Annotated in this window: 24 protein-coding genes; 8 read left to right on the forward strand and 16 right to left on the reverse strand. The window is 58.1% G+C overall.

All coding sequences use genetic code 11. From position 1 onward, the window contains the following. Nucleotides 1-126 precede the first annotated feature (126 nt). Nucleotides 127-1710, forward strand: coding sequence for a bifunctional GNAT family N-acetyltransferase/carbon-nitrogen hydrolase family protein (locus GRI91_RS14475; RefSeq protein WP_160737390.1), 1584 nt, complete (start codon nt 127-129; stop codon nt 1708-1710). A 120-nt stretch (nt 1711-1830) separates the two neighbouring features. On the opposite strand, the gene GRI91_RS14480 is transcribed toward GRI91_RS14475, so the two are convergent. Further along, nucleotides 1831-2208 (reverse strand): response regulator, encoded by a 378-nt coding sequence (locus GRI91_RS14480; RefSeq protein WP_160737391.1) that lies wholly within the window; start codon nt 2206-2208, stop codon nt 1831-1833. Further along, nucleotides 2205-3302 (reverse strand): PAS domain-containing protein, encoded by a 1098-nt coding sequence (locus tag GRI91_RS14485; RefSeq protein ID WP_337190382.1) that lies wholly within the window; start codon nt 3300-3302, stop codon nt 2205-2207. The genes GRI91_RS14480 and GRI91_RS14485 overlap by 4 nt, the downstream gene beginning before the upstream one ends. Nucleotides 3303-3426: 124 nt before the next feature. On the opposite strand from GRI91_RS14485, the gene GRI91_RS14490 reads away from it, so the two are divergent. Next, nucleotides 3427-3849, forward strand: coding sequence for a GFA family protein (locus tag GRI91_RS14490; RefSeq protein ID WP_202385604.1), 423 nt, complete (start codon nt 3427-3429; stop codon nt 3847-3849). Nucleotides 3850-3920: 71 nt separating this feature from the next. On the opposite strand, the gene GRI91_RS14495 is transcribed toward GRI91_RS14490, so the two are convergent. Together GRI91_RS14495 and GRI91_RS14500 are read right to left on the reverse strand one after the other, a co-directional pair. Further along, nucleotides 3921-4481 carry a fasciclin domain-containing protein gene (locus tag GRI91_RS14495; protein WP_160737392.1) on the reverse strand — a complete coding sequence of 187 codons (561 nt, stop codon included), beginning with the start codon at nt 4479-4481 and terminating at the stop codon, nt 3921-3923. Between the two features lie 104 nt (nt 4482-4585). Next, complete coding sequence (locus GRI91_RS14500) at nt 4586-5050, reverse strand: COG3650 family protein (RefSeq protein ID WP_160737393.1); 465 nt, start codon at nt 5048-5050, stop codon at nt 4586-4588. A gap of 248 nt (nt 5051-5298) precedes the next feature. On the opposite strand from GRI91_RS14500, the gene GRI91_RS14505 reads away from it, so the two are divergent. The 3 genes from GRI91_RS14505 to GRI91_RS14515 all read left to right on the forward strand — a co-directional run bounded on the left by GRI91_RS14505 (nt 5299) and on the right by GRI91_RS14515 (nt 6792). After that, a complete protein-coding gene (locus GRI91_RS14505; protein WP_160737394.1) occupies nt 5299-5538 on the forward strand; it encodes a DUF2061 domain-containing protein in 240 nt (79 codons plus the stop codon). Nucleotides 5539-5613: 75 nt separating this feature from the next. After that, nucleotides 5614-5919, forward strand: coding sequence for an alkylphosphonate utilization protein (locus GRI91_RS14510; protein WP_160737395.1), 306 nt, complete (start codon nt 5614-5616; stop codon nt 5917-5919). A 99-nt stretch (nt 5920-6018) separates the two neighbouring features. Next, entirely contained in the window at nt 6019-6792 is a 774-nt protein-coding gene (locus GRI91_RS14515; protein WP_160737396.1) for a hypothetical protein, read from the forward strand. Nucleotides 6793-6865: 73 nt separating this feature from the next. Here GRI91_RS14515 and GRI91_RS14520 read toward each other — a convergent pair whose 3' ends face one another. Beyond that, nucleotides 6866-7162, reverse strand: a complete 297-nt coding sequence (locus GRI91_RS14520; RefSeq protein WP_160737397.1) for a hypothetical protein — start codon at nt 7160-7162, stop codon at nt 6866-6868. 163 nt (nt 7163-7325) lie between these two features. On the opposite strand from GRI91_RS14520, the gene GRI91_RS14525 reads away from it, so the two are divergent. Continuing rightward, nucleotides 7326-7679, forward strand: a complete 354-nt coding sequence (locus tag GRI91_RS14525; protein ID WP_160737398.1) for a YigZ family protein — start codon at nt 7326-7328, stop codon at nt 7677-7679. Nucleotides 7680-7718: 39 nt separating this feature from the next. On the opposite strand, the gene GRI91_RS14530 is transcribed toward GRI91_RS14525, so the two are convergent. The 8 genes from GRI91_RS14530 to GRI91_RS14570 form a co-directional block, all read right to left on the reverse strand. Then, nucleotides 7719-7919, reverse strand: a complete 201-nt coding sequence (locus tag GRI91_RS14530; protein WP_160737399.1) for a hypothetical protein — start codon at nt 7917-7919, stop codon at nt 7719-7721. Nucleotides 7920-8062: 143 nt separating this feature from the next. Beyond that, nucleotides 8063-8257 (reverse strand): hypothetical protein, encoded by a 195-nt coding sequence (locus GRI91_RS14535; RefSeq protein WP_160737400.1) that lies wholly within the window; start codon nt 8255-8257, stop codon nt 8063-8065. Nucleotides 8258-8313: 56 nt separating this feature from the next. After that, nucleotides 8314-8709 carry a type II toxin-antitoxin system death-on-curing family toxin gene (locus GRI91_RS14540; protein ID WP_160737401.1) on the reverse strand — a complete coding sequence of 132 codons (396 nt, stop codon included), beginning with the start codon at nt 8707-8709 and terminating at the stop codon, nt 8314-8316. Nucleotides 8710-8711: 2 nt separating this feature from the next. Continuing rightward, nucleotides 8712-8939 (reverse strand): AbrB/MazE/SpoVT family DNA-binding domain-containing protein, encoded by a 228-nt coding sequence (locus tag GRI91_RS14545; protein WP_160737402.1) that lies wholly within the window; start codon nt 8937-8939, stop codon nt 8712-8714. 45 nt (nt 8940-8984) lie between these two features. After that, entirely contained in the window at nt 8985-9950 is a 966-nt protein-coding gene (locus tag GRI91_RS14550; protein ID WP_160737403.1) for a hypothetical protein, read from the reverse strand. A gap of 642 nt (nt 9951-10592) precedes the next feature. Further along, nucleotides 10593-12470, reverse strand: coding sequence for a phosphomethylpyrimidine synthase ThiC (gene thiC, locus GRI91_RS14560; protein ID WP_160737405.1), 1878 nt, complete (start codon nt 12468-12470; stop codon nt 10593-10595). Between the two features lie 29 nt (nt 12471-12499). Then, complete coding sequence (locus GRI91_RS14565) at nt 12500-12895, reverse strand: hypothetical protein (protein WP_160737406.1); 396 nt, start codon at nt 12893-12895, stop codon at nt 12500-12502. Nucleotides 12896-13174: 279 nt separating this feature from the next. Beyond that, nucleotides 13175-13723, reverse strand: a complete 549-nt coding sequence (locus GRI91_RS14570) for a pseudouridine synthase (protein ID WP_160737482.1) — start codon at nt 13721-13723, stop codon at nt 13175-13177. Between the two features lie 162 nt (nt 13724-13885). Here GRI91_RS14570 and GRI91_RS14575 point away from each other — a divergent pair, with 162 nt between their 5' ends. Then, nucleotides 13886-14554, forward strand: coding sequence for a spermine/spermidine synthase domain-containing protein (locus GRI91_RS14575; RefSeq protein ID WP_160737407.1), 669 nt, complete (start codon nt 13886-13888; stop codon nt 14552-14554). A 70-nt stretch (nt 14555-14624) separates the two neighbouring features. Here GRI91_RS14575 and GRI91_RS14580 read toward each other — a convergent pair whose 3' ends face one another. Further along, entirely contained in the window at nt 14625-15833 is a 1209-nt protein-coding gene (locus tag GRI91_RS14580) for a GGDEF domain-containing protein (protein ID WP_160737408.1), read from the reverse strand. 95 nt (nt 15834-15928) lie between these two features. Then, a complete protein-coding gene (rhtA, locus tag GRI91_RS14585) occupies nt 15929-16831 on the reverse strand; it encodes a threonine/homoserine exporter RhtA (RefSeq protein ID WP_337190383.1) in 903 nt (300 codons plus the stop codon). Between the two features lie 182 nt (nt 16832-17013). On the opposite strand from rhtA, the gene GRI91_RS14590 reads away from it, so the two are divergent. Further along, entirely contained in the window at nt 17014-19053 is a 2040-nt protein-coding gene (locus GRI91_RS14590; RefSeq protein WP_337190384.1) for a S9 family peptidase, read from the forward strand. A gap of 82 nt (nt 19054-19135) precedes the next feature. On the opposite strand, the gene GRI91_RS14595 is transcribed toward GRI91_RS14590, so the two are convergent. Beyond that, nucleotides 19136-19990: a MipA/OmpV family protein gene (locus GRI91_RS14595; RefSeq protein WP_237437914.1), complete on the reverse strand. Its 855-nt coding sequence runs from the start codon at nt 19988-19990 to the stop codon at nt 19136-19138. Nucleotides 19991-20103: the final 113 nt, after the last annotated feature.

Here is a 20103-nt window from a genome sequence, read left to right on the forward strand (position 1 = left end):
CTCAGTTGAGACTGATTTAATGGGATTGAGTTAGGGGAACGAGCCGTCCGGCTCCACTGTTCCATTTTGTGCGGCTATCTGTTTGGACGCGTAGACTCCCGGCTGACAACCCCTATATGCAAACGCATGGATTCAACTAAGGCAAAACTCGTCATTCGCCCCGCCGTGCCCAAGGACGCAGCGTCCATCGTACGGCTCTCCGCCAAAGTTTATGGGAAGTCGGACGCATACCGTCCCGCCCAGGTGCGCGGACAGATCAACAATTTCCCCGACGGCCAGTTCGTCGCCGAATATGAAGGCGACGTCGTGGGCTATTGCGCGACGATGATCGTTTCGAAGGATATCGCCTTTGCCCCGCATAGCTGGGCTGAAATCACGGGACAGGGCTTCGCCGCCCGTCACGATGAAGAAGGCGATGTGCTGTATGGTATCGAAGTCTGTGTCGATCCGGATTACCGGCGCCTGCGCATCGGACAGCGTTTTTACCGCAAACGGCGTGAATTGTGCCAGTATTTTGAACTCAAGGGGATCGTTTTTGGCGGGCGGATGCCCGGCTATTCCCGCCGCCGCAGGACCTATCCCGATCCGGCTGAATATCTTGATGCAGTGGTGGAAAAACAGCTGCGCGATCAGGTGATCAATTTCCAGCTCAATCAGGGCTATCAGCCGCAGAAGGTTCTGCGCAATTACGATCCGACCGATAAATCCAGCGCCGGCAACGCCGTGCTGATGTATTGGGAAAACCCGCTCGCCCCCGATGCGCGGGAAAAGGCCTCGCGCGGGCCGGGTGCCACACTGCCGTCTTCTGTACGCGTTGCCACGGTGCAGTTCATGATGCGCCGCATTTCCACGATCGACGAATTTGAACAGCAGGTGGAATATTGGGTCGATGTCGCGGCCGATTACGCTGCGGATTTCGTGGTTTTCCCCGAACTCTTCACCCTGGAATTGCTGTCCATACCGGACAAGCCACTGCCCCCGCTCGAAGCAATCGAGAAGGTCGCCGATTATACCGAACGCTTCGTGGCCTTTATGGAGCAGCTGGCGGTCAGCTATAATATCAATATCATCGGTGGCTCTCACCCGACCCGTGTCGAAGAAGGCGAGATCCGTAATATTGCCTATGTCTTCCTGCGCGACGGTGCCGTTTACAGTCAGGAGAAACTGCATCCCACTCCGTCTGAACGGCGCTGGTGGAATATCAAGGGCGGCTACGGCGCAGATGCCATTCCCACCGATTGCGGCCCGATCGGCGTGATGATCTGTTACGATTCCGAATTCCCCGAAATTGCGCGTCATCTGGTCAATCAGGGCGCGATGATGCTGTTTGTGCCCTTCTGCACGGATGAACGGCGCGGCTATTTGCGCGTGCGCTATTGTTCACAGGCCCGTGCGGTGGAAAATCAGTGTTATGTCATCACGTCCGGTGTGGTGGGCAATATTCCGAATGTCGAAAATATGGACATTCACTATGCCGAAAGCGCCATCCTGACACCGTCCGACTTCCCCTTCGCCCGCGACGGTGTGGCAGCGGATACGGCCCCCAATACGGAAACGATCGCGATTGCCGATCTCTCACTCACAGACCTGCTCACCAGCCGCCAGAGCGGTGCCGTGCAAAACCTGAAGGATCGCAGGTTCGATTTGTATCGGGTGGATTGGAAGGAAGGTCTGCCTGAAGTGGCTGAGCCGCAATCGAAACCGTTCTAAGACACTAATCCGGAGGAGCTGCCATCCGCGCTGACAGATGTTTCAGCGGCGGGGTGGCGGCCTCCACCGATATATAGAGGCGCGTTTTCCTGAAGTCCGAACCTCTATACATCGGGAAGATCAGGCGCGCGTTCTTTCCGAAAAATCAAGCGCGCGGCGGATCACACTGTCGGCACTCGACGGTTTGGCGATCAGCTCTGCATCGAGGTCTCGTACGGTTTCGTCCTGCCGGTCCAGATCTCCTGAATGCAAGACGAAGGGTATGCCCCTTTGCTCCAGGGCGCGAGCAACAGGCACGCAGGTTTCACCATCCTGCAAAGTTACATCCAGAATCGCGACGTGAATTGTCTCGGTCTGTTCGAGCAGGTCGATAGCTTGCTGCACCGTTGATGAGCACAGCGCTGCACAGCCCTTGTCTTCAACGGCAAATTCGAGATCCATCAAAATCAGTGGCTCATCATCCAGCAAGAGGATGGTGCAATCGCTGCAATCTGTCATGCCATGCTCCCCAAGGGGACTGATATCGTAACGCGAAGGCCGTCCTTCGCCCATTCACGGTCGATCTGGCCCTGCGCCAGACGCAGCATCCGATTGACGATAGCCGTGCCAGTGCCTTCGTCATTTTCGGGCTCGCTCACTTGCGGTCCGCCAACTTCCTGCCATTCAATGATGAGCGCGGCGCTGTCATCCACCTCGCCGCGCTTCCAGTCGACTTCCACCCGGCCGTTGTCATCAGACCAGGCGCCGAATTTCGTGGCATTGGCCGCCAGTTCATGCAGCACCAGTCCCACGACAGACACCGTCTGGAATGGCACCCTTGCGCCATTGCCGAGAAATATCAGCCGATCTTCATCGGCACCATAGGGGGAAAGGATCGCGCGAATGGCCTGGCCGATTTCGATGCTGCCGCTCGACGCTTCATCCAGAGTGGTCTCATATGCCCGCCCCAGAGCCTGAATACGCCCGTTAATCTCGGCCGACTCTTTTTCGATACCGCGCATTCGCCCGGTGATGTTCACAATGCCCGAAATGACAGCGAACATGTTTTTCATCCGGTGCGATAATTCGCGCGCCATCATCTTGGCATGATGTTCCTCCGCGCGGGCCGCACGAACATCAGAGACATCCCACTGGCTACCGAAAAAATACATCAGATTGCCGTCATTGTCATAGACCGGCCCCAGATGCAGCGCATTCCAGAAGGACGATCCGTCCTTGCGGTAATTCAGCAATTCCACGACCAGAACGTCTTCTGTCGCCAGTGCATGGCGGATTTTCTCAACCTGTTTCGGATCGGTGTCCGGCCCCTGGAGAAACCGGCAATTATTGCCGATGATTTCTTCTTCATCATAGCCCGTGAGCGCACGGAAGGCACGGTTGGCAAAAACGATCGGTGTATCTTCGGCATGCGGATCGCACAGGCAGATCGCCATGCGGGTTTGTGCCATGGCCTGTTCAAACAACACGCCCGATGCGCCTGAGAACTTGTCTTCCGGATGATCGGCACGAAAACGCCGTGGCGCATCATCGAAAGTGGCCGATCCCACAGGCATCTGATTGGCAAAGGATGGTCTGTCTTCGCTGTCCGACACGTATTCTTTCCGCTTAGCTGTGAATATCGTTCAACGGGCATGGGACTGAGCCGTTCCAGAACTATGTGTTCTTGCCCCATGCCAGGCAACATTGCATTATCTGCAAAGATTTCAGGAGAATGTGATGTCGAAACTATCCGGTCAGTGTCTATGCGGTTCGGTCACGATGAAAATCACCGCAGATCCCGTCATCAATGTCTGCCATTGCCGGATGTGTCAAAGCTGGACCGGCGGACCGATGTTTTCCGTCATTGCTAAAACGCAGGACATTGTGGGTCATCATCTGGTGCATGCCCGCAAGTCTTCAGACTGGGCAGAGCGGGCGTCCTGCACGCGTTGCGGCAGTTCGCTATGGTATCACTTCCTGCCCAGTGACCAATATTTCTTCTGCGCCGGATCGTTCGACTTGCCTGCCACGTTTGAGATCAAGGGACAGATCTTCACTGACGAGAAACCAGCCTATTACGATCTGGCCCAGAACACGGTGATGAAAACAGGCGCCCAGGTTCTGGCGGAAGCGGGCTTCGCACCTGACAGCGAAGGCTGAACCAGGGATGCGCTAGCCGGAAGTCAGGCAAGGGAGGCAATCGAATGCCACCCTTGCCCGGTTGGATACGCTTATTCTGGCATCAGAACCGCATCGATCGCGTGAACAACGCCGTTTGACGCTTCAACATCGACCTGCGTGACAGTGGCTTTATCGCCGGCCTCATCTGTCAGCACGACATTGCCGTCCTGCATGCGCGCGGTCAGCTTGGCGCCGTTGACTGTGGTCAGTTCGGTTTCGCCGTCATTTTCCTCGATCTGCTGCTTCAGCGCTTCAGAAGACACGTCCCCCTTAACCACATGGTAGGTCAGAATAGCTTCGAGCTTGCTCTGGTTTTCCGGGGCGGTCAGTTCTTCCAGCGTGCCTTCAGGCAGAGCATCGAAGGCCGCATTGGTAGGAGCGAAAATCGTGTAAGGCCCGTCGGTCATCAGCGTACCGCCAAGCTGCGCCGCCTGAATAGCCGAAACCAGCGTGGAGAAATCGTCATTCTCCTCTGTGACATCGACGATCGTCTTCGGAGCCGGTGCGGCCTCAGTGGCAGCCGCTTCGGGGGCTTCTTCCGCAGTTTCGGAGCCACAAGCTGAAAGAGCCAGCGCGGCACCGGCCAGAAGCGGAAGCGTAAAGCGTTTCATGTAAAACGTCCTTTTGAATATCTAACAATAAGAGGCGGAATCGCCTGACGCGCCGCCTCTGACCCCGAAAACGGCAGAATGCCTCGGGAGTTCCGAAATAGCACTTAGCCCGCCCCAGCGCGAGCCGACAGTTCCTTAACCGGATGGCTGTCGCTCCAGCCGCACCCATCGCGCAATTCACTGCCCAGCCGCAGGGTCACGGTAAAAGGATAGGTGCGGTCGGACATCCCATCGCTGCACGTGCCCTCCGTCACCATCATATCAAAGGTCTCACCATGATAGTTTCCGGATAAAGTCAGTCCGGCCCGGCCGGCGAAACGGCGGATAGTGATCGCCTCCCCCTCCGGTTTTTCCGGTGTAGTATAGGTCAGAACAGTGCCCTTTGCCTGCGCTCCCCAGAAGGGCTCCGTACCGCTTACATGCAGCATTTCACTCTCGGCAATTTGCGCAAAAGGCTGGTTGTCATCCTGATCCCCCGGCACCGTGCCGTCCGGCCCGCCCGAGGAACACCCGCTCAATCCCGGCAGCGCAATTGCAGAGATAATGAGGAAAAATGGATGGGCGCGCATGGGAGGAATCCTTTCACTACGCCAGAGATAAGGTGGCATTCTTTCACCAGCTCCTTAGCCAATTCTGGCAGAAAATATAGCGCCACCGTGATGGGATGCGCTGTCAGTCGCACAGCTCAGGAGATGGTGAACTTTCCGAAAGGAGCCGGTTTTCAGGCAGTCGATCAGTGTGAGCGAAGCAATGCATTTGGAATTGCGATCCATTCGCAATAATTACAAATCTCAGCTTCAGCGAAGGATTACGCGCCATGCCACAGGATCTCATCAAGACATTCACCTATCTCGTCCTGCATCTGATGGTCGGTTTCTCTGTCGCCTATGCCATCACCGGTTCGCTCGCCCTTGCCGGGGGGATTGCACTGATCGAACCCTGCATCAATGCCGTTGCCTTTTTCTTTCATGAAAAGGCCTGGGCTGGATTCAACGCGCGTTCTCAGGGCAGAAATGGAGCAAAGGCGCTCCACCCCAGCCTGCTTCATTGCGCATAGGCCAATTTTTGCGTAACGGCGCGGACAGCAAACGGCTATCAGCCGCTGGTATTTACTATTCAGGAGAAGAGCCGCATGTCCGCCGATGAAGACTATGTCTATGACGAGGAAAGCGGCGAATGGATGCCAGCGTCCGAACTGGCCGCAAAACAGGCCACAGCCGGTCAGGTCGAAGTGCGCGACGCGGTGGGCAATGTTCTGCAGGATGGTGATCAGGTAACGCTGATCAAGGATCTGAACGTCAAGGGCGCGGGCCAGACATTGAAACAGGGCACACTGATCAAGAGCATTCGCCTGACCGGAGACGATCAGGAAATCGACTGCAAATATCCCGGAATCAAGGGCCTCGTCCTGCGCGCAGAATTCGTCAAGAAGCGCTAAGGGCACTCTTTATCGCACCGGCGTTGCCTCACAGAATTGCGAGGGAATACATACTGACCTCAGTCCGTTCTTGAACTGCGGTTCTTTCGGGAAGTAGTGATGTCCATCCTTTTTCGCTGCGGAGCAATCGCGCTGTTGCTCGCCGGTTGCGCACCGGAAAATGTTGCGGCCGAACCACGGGATTTGCCGCGCCTGGTGCCTGACCCTATCCAGCGTGACGATCGGCCGACCATTCTCCGCGGTTGGCACGAGGCTCACACCACTTACTCCGACAATCGGCTGTTACCCGACAATCAGGCATTTGACGGGGCAGTGCTCATGACGGTGAAGGATGTCGCGGTAGAATTTGAAGCCGGACTTCGTGAAGCCTTGGCGCATGAAAGCGTAAGCGAGCCGGTGATCACCGCGCGCCGTGATCTGACCGGCGGAATACCCGACATGTTCAGCGAAGCGATCGACAACCCGCAAGGACGCTATTCAACCTTTACCGCCTCGGCACGCACCGCTTCTGGCCCGGTGCAAATCGCTGGCTTCTGGCTCCAGACACCGCAAGGTGAGGATATTGGCGCCACATTCGAAATGTTCGTTGCCCCGCCCGATATATTTGCCGCGATGGGCGGCTGGTTTGTCCCTGCAGCGCGCTATTTCGACATCTCCTTCGTCGATCCCGCAAAGGCAGACCTTCTGGCTGTTGGTACAGCCCCACCGGATGAGGCGGCACAAAGCCTTGCGCAGCATTTCGGCGATTTCATGAGCTTTATTCTGCAAAGTCAGGCGCTGATATCATCCATGCAGCAGCAAACGCTAAGCATTCAGCAGGGTCTCGACCAGACCAATCCGCGCGGATTACAAGACCCCATGTACAAGCCCTGAGAATGCATCAATCCTGAGCATTCGCGATATTCATGCAGCGATCTGAAAGATGACCAGATCGCCGCGTTCGGCATCACCGATTACGGCTCAGGCGCCTATAATTGGCACTCACCGGACGCTTATAATGCGCCATCGCGCGGCCCGCCGCATTTTCAGGCGACTGATCCATTCCACCCGCCATGACATCGGGCCAGAAGCTGAAGGCGGCGGAGATTTTCTCGCTCACCATCTGTTTCGCCTCACGCTCGGCGAGTTTGCCCCCGTTCATCATCCGCAAGGATCGCAGCCAGATAACAGCCCCCATCTCGCCAGCGAGCATCCAGCTATCGAAAGCGAGGTCAGGCCATGATTTTGTGGTAGAAGAAGACATAGGTTGATCACTCCGGCAGCGCTATGCTGCACTGCAATAACGAACAGCCTCCACAATCGTGCCGCCCATCCCCTCGGTTCGTCGCAAAACTTCGCCATGGCTCGGCAGGTACGTTTTCACACCATTTTTGCATCGCATCGCACTTCGGCTTAAGCCGCAGCCCATGCTGACACTCGACAAGATCATTTCGGACCGCGGATCGAAATATGCCGTGTCCGGTGCCAGGTGCACTTCTTCGGATGAAGCCAAGGCGCTGGTCAGGGCGCTGTGCAAGGCCAAGAAATTCGCCAAGGCCACGCATAATAGCTGGGGCCTTATCTGTGACGAGGGCCCGATCAAGAATGACGATGGCGAAAGCGGCGCGGGCCTCATTATCCTGCGGATGCTCGAACGCGAGGAGCTGCGCGATCACCTCATAGTCGTCACCCGCTGGTATGGCGGCAAACATTTGGGCGGGGATCGCTTCCGCCATGTGCAAAACGCCGTGACGGCCTATCTGGACGAACTGCGGAAATAGATGCAGCCGGGCACAGACAGGCTTGCCACACAGGCGCCGTCAGCCCGAAGTTTTATCATCCGCAGCAGGCCCGGCATTGTTTTCGCCCCCGCGCGGCTTGGCCTTATGCGCGGCAATCGCTTCATCGATGGCGGCAATCCGCTGCCGCTCGGGCGTGTCCCTGGCCAGCCCTTTGAGCCGGCACGTCGCCCATAATTGACGGCGCTCGGATTCCAGCGATTTGAGATAGAGGTCGGCCATAGGGTACTTTCCGGCGCATGCGCCTGCTGAAACAGAGAATAGCGCCCCATAGAGACGAATGGTCATTTGCGACAGGGGGCATCGCAGACCGCGTTACCTGCCTACCTCCCAGCTCTGGCGCGCGCCGCCCGAGACTGCGCCGCTCAGCGCCGCCCGTCCTGTTCCTTCGCTACGCCCTTGAACGGCTCGCCATCCGCTTTGACATCCATGAACTGCCCCGCCTCGGCGGAGCCCTCTTCACGATTGCGCTTGGTCCATTTGCCCGTCGCCGTGTTCTTCACCTGACTACGATCCTCGACCGAGCCAATACGATGATCGTCACCTGTGTTGCGTGCCATGTCACTCTCCCTCGGGCAATCAACGGGTGAGGATTCGGGCGGGTTCCGAATTATGGTCAGGCGGGTACGACATGACCGCGGAACCAGTCAGTCAGTTCGCTCTCCGAGATTTCGCCTGCAGCGAGGGCGAGCACGATCTCGATAGCCTCTCTCGGGGTAAATGAGAGGGTCTGCCCGTTGAGTTTAAGGAAGAGGCGAGCGAAAACCCATGCCGTGCGCTTGTTGCCATCAGCGAAGGGGTGATTACGCGCAATGCCATAAGCATAGGCTGCGGCGAGCGCGCACAGGTCTTCCTCTCCATAGGTCCACTGGTTGAGCGGCCTTGCCAGAGCACTTTCGAGCATGCCCCGATCGCGCACTCCGGTCGGCCCGCCATGTTCGGCAAGCTGGCGATCATGCACCGCCAGCGCGATGTCGAGAGAAAGCCATTCCGGCTCGGTGCGCTGAGCCATGCCTACTTGGCAAGTTCGCGCAGAATATCGCGATCCTCGCGCATGATCGCCTCGGCGGCATCCATCTTGGCAGCAAAGTCCGGATCGACGGCCGTCAGCCGCACCCCGTCGGGTGCTTCGGACAAGTAGATTTGGTCCCCCGGCCCCACCCGAAGCCGCGCCAGCACCTCTTTCGGTAGGACGATCCCGGCGGAATTGCCGATCTTGGTGATCTTGAGCGACTTGTTCATACGGGCGTTATAACGGAGGCTGCACGCAGAAGCTAGCGCCAACCGCTATTCATTCTGCCATCCGTACATCTCTTCCGCATGATATTCCTGAACGATTTTTTCGACATCGATGTATTCTTCTGGATCGATGCCAAAAAACTCAACCGGGTCTTCTTCTTCCATTGATGTGAAGATATTGCCCAAGCCGGCGTGTGTAAGCTCCGTAAAACCATCCAAATGGAGGGAACAAACCGCACATCGAAATTTGTTGGGAAGGACTCGGACCTCACGGGTGATGGTGCCGTCTTCGTCTGATACTTGAATGGGGCCACGGTTGATACTTTCACCGTGGAGCGCCCCTCCAAATCCGCACGAAGGGCAATCCACGCTGCGCCCTAGTGGTGTCATACCCAGCCATTTGGCCATTGCCTTTGCTGCTTTCGCAGTTATCTCTGATTTTTGATCGCCAGTTAGCGCGCCAAACTCTTTACTGTGCTTGGACACACGATCTTTGACCTCTTTCTCGATCGCCGCTCCGCGATCATCGAGCATTTTCTCAGCGCCACTTGCCTGCTCAGTGCCCAGCAAATCCTCCAAGCTCAGGCCCATATGGTCTAGCAAGACCTTATAAATTTCATAAGTTCGCGGCAGCCAGCTAGCAGGAGCGATGCCTTCGAATGCTGCATCACCACCATGTAGTTCCTTATTTCGGCGATCAGCCAGCAGAAGGCAGTGGCCCGCCATATTGTCCGTAAATTTTTCTATAAAAACAGCGCACCTAGCGAAAACTGTCTTCGCATGAACCGATCTTGGGTTTGCTTTTGGGTTTACGCCGAAGACATAGTAAATGTTGGCTTCGTTGGTTGGGTCGGCGATGAGAACGGGATGGATTTTTGACAGGGCCGCACGAGCCAAAAGCTCGGTACACAAGCTCATCCAAAAACCGTAAAGAGCTGAATCAATCTTTTCTTCGTTGGCACGCGAAGCGTACAGCTTTGCTTTTGCAAAAAGGGGATCAAATTCCCATTCCATGCCTTACCCCCAATAACAGCGTCTAACACGCCTACTTTTACTTTCTCCAACTCTGGATCGTCTGTGCAGAGTCCGGTAATTATCAATGATGAGCCAATGCCCTGATTGCAATACAATACTGTCTGTCCGCCCCAAAGAGCAGAGCTCCTTTTCCAGACCGTTGCAGGCAACTCGGAGAAGCGTTGGATCAAATCGAACTCGCCAACCGATTTCAGGAAGACGCTGGAGAATGGTCCCGTAAACTGCCCTTTTGCTTTGACACTGGAACGGCCAAACAACCTCTTTCAAATTCACTGCCGTCGCCCGTTCGACTGCGCCCCAGTCGAAAACCAAAATATCGGTCGACACCTCTTCGAATCCGCCTTCAATGCAATGAAGTGAAAGCATGCGCGGCGGTCGCGGCCAACTTGCGCAATCTGTATGGAATGGCTGTTGCGAAAGCCCGTAGATGGCCGACATTGTGCGCGGAGAAGCGTCCTCGGATGACTTAGGCGCGAGCGATGCGACACGCCCGGTAGCGACGAGACCACACCGCCATTCGAGCTCTCTTGCCAGATCGTCAGGACTCGGCGCTTCAGCCTCATGACTGCACGCGTATCCTCGGATCCGAAGGTTTTCCCAGAACGTCATGGAGTAGCCAACTCACCCCTCTGGCAAATACAACCGCTCCCCCTTCTCCCGGTACACCTTGCTCATCTCCTCCATCCCCTCACGCGCTTCCTCAGCTTCGTCCGCCGAGGTCTCGGCACGCAGGTTCTCGCTGGCCAGATAGGAATCCGAATTCTGCTTGGCGGCGAATTCGCGGACTTCCTGGCTGATTTTCATCGAGCAGAATTTGGGCCCGCACATCGAGCAGAAATGGGCGGTCTTGGCGCCTTCTGCGGGGAGCGTCTGGTCGTGATATTGCTCCGCCGTTTCGGGGTCGAGCGACAGGTTGAACTGGTCACGCCAGCGGAATTCGAACCGCGCGCGGCTGAGTGCATCGTCGCGCAATTTGGCCGCCGGGTGACCCTTGGCAAGGTCGGCCGCATGGGCGGCGAGCTTGTAGGTCACCACGCCGACCTTCACATCGTCGCGGTCGGGCAGGCCCAGATGTTCCTTGGGCGTGACGTAGCAGAGCATCGCCGTGCCGTACCAGCCGATCTGCGCCGCGCCGATGCCGCTGGTGATATGGTCATATCCCGGCGCGATATCGGTGACGAGGGGCCCGAGCGTATAGAAAGGCGCTTCGCCGCAGGCTTCCAGCTGCTTTTCCATATTCTCCTTGATCTTGTGCATGGGCACATGGCCCGGCCCTTCGATCATCACCTGCACATCCTGTTCCCAGGCGCGCTTGGTCAGTTCGCCCAGCGTGTAAAGCTCAGCAAATTGCGCTTCGTCATTGGCATCCGCGATCGAGCCGGGACGCAAACCATCGCCCAGTGAATAGGCCACGTCATAGGCCTTCATGATCTCGGTGATTTCGTCGAAGCGTTCGTAGAGGAAGCTCTCCTTATGATGCGCGAGGCACCATTTCGCCATGATCGACCCGCCGCGGCTGACGATGCCGGTCACGCGCGTGGCCGCCATCGGTACGAAGGGCAGGCGCACACCGGCATGGATGGTGAAGTAATCAACGCCCTGCTCGGCCTGCTCGATCAGCGTGTCGCGGAAGACTTCCCAGGTGAGATCTTCGGCCACGCCGCCGACCTTTTCCAGCGCCTGATAGATCGGCACGGTGCCAATCGGCACGGGGCTGTTGCGGATGATCCATTCGCGCGTGTCGTGAATATTGCGGCCCGTGCTGAGATCCATCACGGTATCCGCGCCCCAGCGGGTGGACCAGACCATCTTGTCCACTTCAGCCGCCACGTCGGAAGCGACCGCGCTATTGCCGATATTGGCGTTGATCTTGACCAGGAAATTGCGCCCGATCGCCATCGGCTCGGCTTCCGGGTGGTTGATATTGCTGGGGATGATCGCGCGTCCGCGCGCCACTTCGTCGCGGACGAATTCGGGCGTCACATGATCGGGGATCTCTGCCCCCCAGCTATTGCCGTCGCGCTCCGCCGCTTCGCGGGCCTGTTCCCGCCCCAGATTTTCACGCGCGGCGACATATTCCATTTCCGGCGTGATGATGCCTTGGCGGGCATAATGCATCTGGCTGACATTCTGGCCAGCCTTGGCGCGCAGGGGGCGGCTGACGACCTTGGGGAACGGCGGCACCCCGCCCGAACGGTCCGGCCCAAGCTGGCCATTGTCTTCGGGTTTGATGGAGCGGCCGTCATATTCCTCCACATCGCCGCGTGCCATGATCCATTCCCGGCGCAGCGGGTTAAGGCCGGCGGAAATATCGATCTGTGCATTCGTGTCGGTATAGGGACCGGACGTGTCATACACGCGCAAAGGCGGCTCACCGCAGGACGGCTCCAGATCAATTTCGCGCATGGCGACATTGTAAGGTCCGACATGAACCTTGCGGCTGCCGCGAATGGGACCGGTGGTTACGCCGATTTCGAGGGGGGAATTGATGTCAGCCATGGAAATGTCCTTGGAGAGCGTGAGAAAAATCAGATGCGGGAGAAGGCGAGCAGGAGGAACCCTGCGCCAATAAGAGTGGACAGTCCGGCCCATATCGGGCCGCCCTTCGCCATCAGGCGCCGGGCAAAAATCATGAAGCGATCACCGCTGGCCAATATCAGCGCACCTTCCGCCGCGCAGATGCCGCCAATGACAGTGAGCGCGATGGCTAGCCAGTCACCGGGCCGCAGCGCGCAGACACAATACAGCGCCGCGCCAATGGCGATGCAGACAATTCCGGTGAGGAAACGCAGGCCGTGGCTGGTGATAAGGTCTTCGACCATGGCCGCCCAGCCGCCCGGGCTGCGCAATTCGCCAATCCCGGCAGCCAGCGCATAGAGGCCCAGAAACAGGGCGATCCATGCAGGATAATCGAAAAAGGCCACCGCGCGTCTCTCCTCTTCGCAAGGGAGGATGGGTGCGGCGCAACGGGAAATATCTACCCGGACCAGCCACTCCCTCCGCCCGTGCTAACGGGTTCAGGTTCAACGGGTCGAACGGTGCCAGACGTTCCTCTCAGGCCATTTAACGCAGCCACTATAAATAGCGGCGGGCGGCCTCCCCGGTGCTTCGATTCCGAATCATAGAGGATAGCGACGCCGACGTAAAGCTGTGCAACCACGTCCCGGCAGGCACAGACTATCCTGCGCAGGGCGACGCCCGCATCAAATGGCCATTTCCCGCCATTCACCCGGGGGTACGCCCTCGAGCGTCCAGTCACCGATCTGCCAGCGGACAAGGCGCAAGGTCGGGTGGCCGACGGCGGCGGTCATGCGGCGGACCTGGCGGTTGCGCCCTTCGCGCAGGGTCAGGCTGATCCAGCAATCGGGCACCGTTTTGCGGAAACGCACTGGCGGATCACGAGGCCAGAGATCGGGCTCTGGGATCCGCTCAGCCTCTGCCGGGCGGGTCGGTCCGTCTTTCAGCGTGACCGAGCGGCGCAGTTTCTCCAGCGCGCCATCCTGCACCTCACCCTCCACCTGCACCAGATAGGTCTTGGGCAGCTTGAAGCGCGGATCGGCAATGCGGGCCTGCAAGCGGCCATCATCGGTCAGCAGCAGCAGGCCTTCACTATCCCGGTCCAGCCGCCCGGCGGGATAGACCCCCGGCAGATCTATAAAATCGGACAGGGTCGCGCGTTTGGTCTCGGTGCCGCGATCGGTAAATTGCGACAGCACGCCATGCGGCTTGTTGAACAGGATCAGCCGCGCCATGGTCTCGCTCCTCGCCTCTGGCGCACCAGCCGCGCCGCTATCGCCGCGATAGGGGTGCCCCTCAGGCGAAGCAAGCATGGATGGAGTGCGCGAAAATTCTCGCCTTGCGGCGCGGGGCAGCCTATCGGACGGGTTTCCATTCTATCGTTACAGGCAATTGGCATGATCCCCCTTGAACATCTCGACAGCGCGCAAATTCCCGGTGGAAACGAATTGCGCCTGTGCCGCAGAGGCAAGGATTTCATGATTCAGCTTGACCGTAACGAGTTGATGAACAGCCGGATGAGCGGATCGGAAGAGGCGCTGGCCACGATGGCGCTGGACCGCCTGGTCGGCTATAAATCACCGCATCTGCTGATTGGCGGATATGGCATGGGTTTCACTCTGCGCGCGGCCTTGGCAGGGATGGATCAGGGCAAGATCACGGTGGCTGAACTGGTTCCCAAGATCATCGAATGGGCGCGCGGACCAATGGCGGACATGACGGGTGACTGTCTGGAAGACCCGCGTGTGACACTGAAAATGCGTGATGTCGGTGATCTGATTTATAGCGCTCGCGATGTGTATGACGCGATCCTGCTGGATGTCGACAATGGCCCGGATGGGCTGGTACGCGACGATAATGACCGGATTTATTCGCGCGGCGGGCTGCAGGCGGCCAAGCGCGCGCTGACGCCCGGTGGTGTGCTGGCCATCTGGTCAGCCGCACCGGATGAGAGCTTCAAATTCCGTCTGAAACGCGCCGGTTTTGAAGTGGACGAAGTTGCTGTGAGGGCCCGCAGCAATGGCAAAGGACCGCGTCACGTGATCTGGTTCGCGCAGGAAGGCTGAGGCACCGATAACTGGTCCACGGCCAAAGGGTATGTCTACCGCACCCCGCCGAGGGGACAAAGCGCGCCTATTACGCCTGAGCGGCGGCGGTAGCCAGAGCCTGTCCGACAGGTGCGACCGTGGTCTGATCTGTCGAGTTATCGGGAGATTCCACCTCCAGCTCGGTAATACAGCGATTGCGGCCTAACTGTTTCGCGCGTGACAATGCCATATCCGCCCGTTCAAAAGCCGATTGCAAATCACCGGGGCCATCCATCATGGCAACGCCAAAACTTGCGCTGAACGATTCACCCATCGGCAATTCCCGCAAACGATAGGCGCGAAAAGCCTCACGCAGTCGATCCCCCTTGGTCTTCCCTTCGCCGAGATCCGCACCCGGCAGCAGCAGGACAAATTCATCCCCGCCAATCCGCGCCGCAATACCGCCCGTTTGCAGAATGGAACCAAATGCGCGCAGCATCGCATCGCCAGCGGCATGCCCATATTCGTCATTGACCAGCTTGAAACTATCCACATCGCACAGGATCAGCGCCGCCGGTGAAACCTTGCGATTACGGGCAAGCTCTTCAAAAAAGCGGCGGTTGGGCAGGCCTGTCAGATAGTCGCGTTCCGCGCCATTCCGATAGGTGTTGAGCGTGGTGGCAACCACTCGCGTGATAATCAGGAGCACAGACACCGGCACCAGTACGGCATATATCTGGATCAGCACACGCTGCAGATCAGTCCGGCCAAACAGCCCAAGCGGAGCATCTGCCCCCAGCAAAGTGGGAAAAAATGGCACCCGCACCAGAATGATCATGAACAGCAATAAGGCGATAGCAGCCATAAGATGGCCCAGCACGCCAATCACAGCTCTGCGGCGGATCAGGCAGAGCAGAGCATCGAACATGGCCACCACCCCGGCTAGCTGCCCCCCCAATGTCACCGCGACCGGCGGAATAGGGAACGGCAGACGCATCAGGAACAGGGAAAGAAGCGTCAGAGATGCACATGTAATCAGAATATTGCGATGTGCCATCGGGGCGCCAAATGCCACTCGAATGGATTGCGACACAGTGAAATAGGCCGCCGGGCTCGCAATTGTCGCGATGACAATATCCAGAGCGGTCAGCGTGTCGCCATCAAGCGCTATCGTCTCGAAAATACCGCACACAAGTGCAGCCGCCAGCCATGCGAGCGCCGAGTGGCGCCGCATAGCCAGAAATGTCAGAAGGCACAAAAAAGCCAGCCCCCCGACGATGCTCAGCATCGCCACAGCCAGATTTACAGTAATATTCAAAATTTACCCCCCTTCGGGGCGTCATTAATACGTGATTAATGCGCAATTTTCACGCAATAAATCGAGAGGGTGCGAATTAATATTCCGCTTGCCGTTTAATCTGGCAACAGTTCGGTTCGTTTTACACGTGACTTCTCTCGCATGTCGGTGAGCGTCGTTCCGATCGAAGCCGAAATGATCAGCATAATGGCAACCGCCTGTATCGGAGAAAGCGATTCGCTCAGCAATATCCAACCGGTCGTCGCAGCGACCACGGGCTCCAGGCTGGTAAGCGTACCGAATGCCTTGGGCGGCAATCGCCGCAAAGTGTACATTTCCAGAGAATAAGGCAGCGCGCTGGAAAGGAAGCCAATCACGATCCCCAGCCCCAGCACGGATGGCAGCAGCAGGTCCGCTCCGGCTTCCACGATGCCAAAGGGCACCACCAGAATGGCCGCGATGATCATGCCAAGGCCGGTCGCCATCGTTCCGTGATCAAGCCCGGCCTTGCGTCCGGTGAGAATGTAAAAGGCCCAGCAGGCGCCTGCTCCCAGCGCGTAAGCGGCTCCGACCGGGTCCAGATCGCCCACCCCGCCACTGAGCGGCAGGAGCAGGGCCAGCCCGGACACGGCGAAGGCTATCCAGAGAAAGTCAGCCGCTTTGCGCGATGAGCAGACTGCCACAGCCAGTGGCCCCGTAAATTCCAGCGCTACGGCAATACCCAGCGGCAAGGAGCGCAGCGCCATGTAAAAGAGGAAATTCATACCCCCCATTGTCAGGCCGTAAAGCAGCACCGGAAGCCAGCTTTGCGCTGTAAAGCGCGCCCGCCATGGCCGCATAACCAGCGTCAGCATCAATGCCGCAAAGGTGAGGCGCAGCGCGGTCGTCCCCTGCGCGCCAACCAGGGGGAATAGCTGCTTTGCCAGCGCCGCACCAATGCCGATCGACAGCATGGCGCCGACCAGAGCGGCCAGGGGTAACAGGCTGGCGCGCCAGTCATATTTCTGCGTTTCACTCACACCGTTGCCCCTTCCTGAGCTCATCGGTTCGCAGCTACTCTTCCCTCCGGCAAAATCCAGCTCTTGATGACGCGAAACGTAATCTTCCCGCCCCGCCGCCCGCCCCGCCGAGTCCCCCATTGCCTGATCAATTGTGCGCATTATGCTGCGCAGTATAAATACACGATTTCAGGGGATGTTCTGTGAAAACACTTCATAAACTCTGCGCTGCGACGGCGCTGATCATGCCGTCCATCGCCCTCGCCCGCCCGATGACGGCCGAGGATGTCGCCCGTCTGGAAAGCGTTCAGACGATTGCAATATCCCCTGATGGCTCCCGCATTGCCTATACAACACGCAGCCTGCCTGATGTGACCAGTGGGGAAGAGGATGGCAAAGCCCGGCAAAGGCTGAATCTGACGACCGGCCCGGATGCGGCACGCGCATTTCTGCCCGATGATATGGGAGTGTCCTCTGTCTCCTTTTCACCGGATGGATCGATGATCACATTTCTGTGGTCCGATGAAGGCGAAAAGACCGCCCTCTGGGGGATTCCCGTTGATGGCGGCAGCCACCGCAAGCTGGCGGCGATTGAAGACGCTGCCATCCGCAAATATGCCTGGGCACCCGATGGCAGCACGGTGTACATGCTGACGGGTGCGGCGCCGGATGAGGCGCGCGATGCCGAAAAAGAAGCCGGGTTCGATGCCGTGGTTTACGAGGAAGAGCAGCGCTTCAACCGTCTCTTCGCCGCAGAGGTAAACCGCAAAAGACCCGATAAGAATCCGCGCGAAATCACGGTGCCGGGATATGTCAGCGATATAGAGGTTGCCCCCGATGGCAACTGGGCGGCCATCACCAGTGCCCCCTCCCCCCTGATTGATGACGCCTATACGTCCAAACGGCTGCAGATCCTTGATCTGGCCAGTGGAAATATCCGCCGCGTCATCGAAACGCCGGGCAAATTGGGGGATTTCGAAATTTCGCCCGATGGCACGCAAATTTCGATGATCGCGGCGGTCGATGCCAATGACCCTGCGGCCACCACCCTGCATCTGGTCAATGTTGCGAACGGCACGTACCGCGCCCTGAATGCAGGCGCGCCGGAAGCAACAGTCGACACTGAGTGGATGGCCGATGGCCGGCTGGCAACAATCGCCCATGTGGGAGCGCAAAGCCGGCTGAGGATCTATACCGAGGATGGCAATCTGGTGGAGGATATCGCCTCTGGCCCGATCATTCTGACCGGGCTGGAATCGGGCGGCAACCGGATTGCGGTGGAGGCGGATTCCCCCCGCCACCCCAGCGAATTGTTCCTGTGGTCCAATGGCCGTTTCCAACGCTGGACCCAGCATAATGAATGGCTGGCAGATGTCGATTTCGTGGAGCAGCGCACCATGCGTTACACCGCCCGGGATGGGCAGCAGATTGAAGGCATTCTGATTGAACCGGTGGGCGGTGTGCCTGCTGGAGGCGCGCCCACGATCATGGACGTCCATGGCGGTCCGGAAAGCCACGAATCCAACGGCTGGCTGACTGCCTATTCCATGCCCGGACAAGTCGCCGCCGGTGAAGGCTATGCCGTTTTCCTCCCCAATTATCGCGGCTCAACCGGGTATGGCACCGCCTTTTCCAAACAGCATCAGAACAATTACACCGACCCGGAATTTACCGATATTGTCGATGCCAAACGCGCCCTGGTGGAAGCGGGAATTACCGATCCTGACCGCACGGGCATTACGGGCGGCTCCTATGGTGGATATGCCACAGCATGGAGCGCCACCGCTTTGTCGGACGAATATGCCGCGGGCGTGATGTTTGTCGGCATTTCCAACCAGGTCAGTAAATTCGGCACCACCGACATTCCGAATGAAATGTATCTGGTGCATGCGCGCAAATGGCCGTGGGAAGATTGGCAAGGGATGATGGAAGTCAGCCCGATCTATCATGTGGACACTGCCGAAACGCCGCTGCTCATCATGCATGGGGAGGATGATCCGCGCGTTTCGCCGACGCAAAGCTATGAACTCTATCGCAATATCAAATTGCGCAAACCCGATACGCCTGTGCGTCTGGTCCTCTATCCGGATGAAGGCCACGGCAATGCCGGGGCCGCTGCGCGCTATGACTATAATCTGCGGATGATGCGATGGTTTGACACCTATCTGAAAAGTGGCGACCGCACCGCTGCCCTGCCCGACCCACGCCCGGATTTACCGGATATGGAGTCAGATGCGGACTGACATACCCGCGCATAAAAAAGGGGCGGCGGGCTGAAACCCGCCGCCCCTTTTTCAATAGCCCACCCCATGATCGGGGTATGGATCAGAAAGTATAGGCAATCCCGGCGCCGCCGAAGAACTGATCGGCATCACCGCGAATTGAGGTCAGCGGCGTTTTCTTCGCATCGCCCAATTGACGCGAATAGCCCGCAACTCCGACCAGCGCCAGGCCGCCATTGGTCAGATCGCCATCAAGGTCGACCCCCATGATCAGCGTTGCACCAGCCGAATTCCAGCCGCCATCCGCTTCATATTCCGGCAAACCGCTGGCCACCGCCCCGGCCGGGCTGATGGAATAATAATAGTCGTTAAACTTGTCATTCCCGTGTTCTGCACTGACCGCAAGAATGGTGACAATGCCCCGGCTAAGCGGTGTAAAATAGGAAATGGACGGCGAAATCGTCATCCCGTCATGGGCACCAAGCACATCCCATTTCACATCCACATTCATGCTGACCGTGTCATATTCATGCAGCACGCCGTTGAAACTCACGCCCGCAGAGGGGCCGATTTCCAGCGCAGTGTCCAGATCGCCCAGCCGTTTGACCACTTCATCCTTGATCTTGCCATCACGGTCGGTGCGCAAACGCGCAGTCGGCCCGAAGCTGAAGCTGACAGGCTGATCGTCATCATCGATCACATCCAGCGCGATACCGCCTGCGCGGGGATTGATGCCGATGCCCTGCACCTTACCGCGAATGGCGGGAAAGACGCTGATGACGTAATCATCCGAACCATCATAGCTGGGTGATGCAACCGCGCCGACACCCACCGTCAGATTGTCTCCGGCAAACACGCCGGCATCCACCGCCGTGACCGGATCATCCTGGGCCTGCGCAGGCATTGCGAAGGCGAGCATCCCCAGCGCCGATGCGCTGGTGAAGATTATATTTTTCATGCAGATGTACCCCGTATTTCTATGGTACTAACAACTCGCTCATTCGGTCTCGGTTCCAAATAGTGGCAGCGTTTGTCGTTTTGCGCGCATCGGACGATTTGCCTGCACGCTCC

Source organism: Altericroceibacterium endophyticum (assembly GCF_009827595.1).
Taxonomy (GTDB): domain Bacteria; phylum Pseudomonadota; class Alphaproteobacteria; order Sphingomonadales; family Sphingomonadaceae; genus Altericroceibacterium; species Altericroceibacterium endophyticum.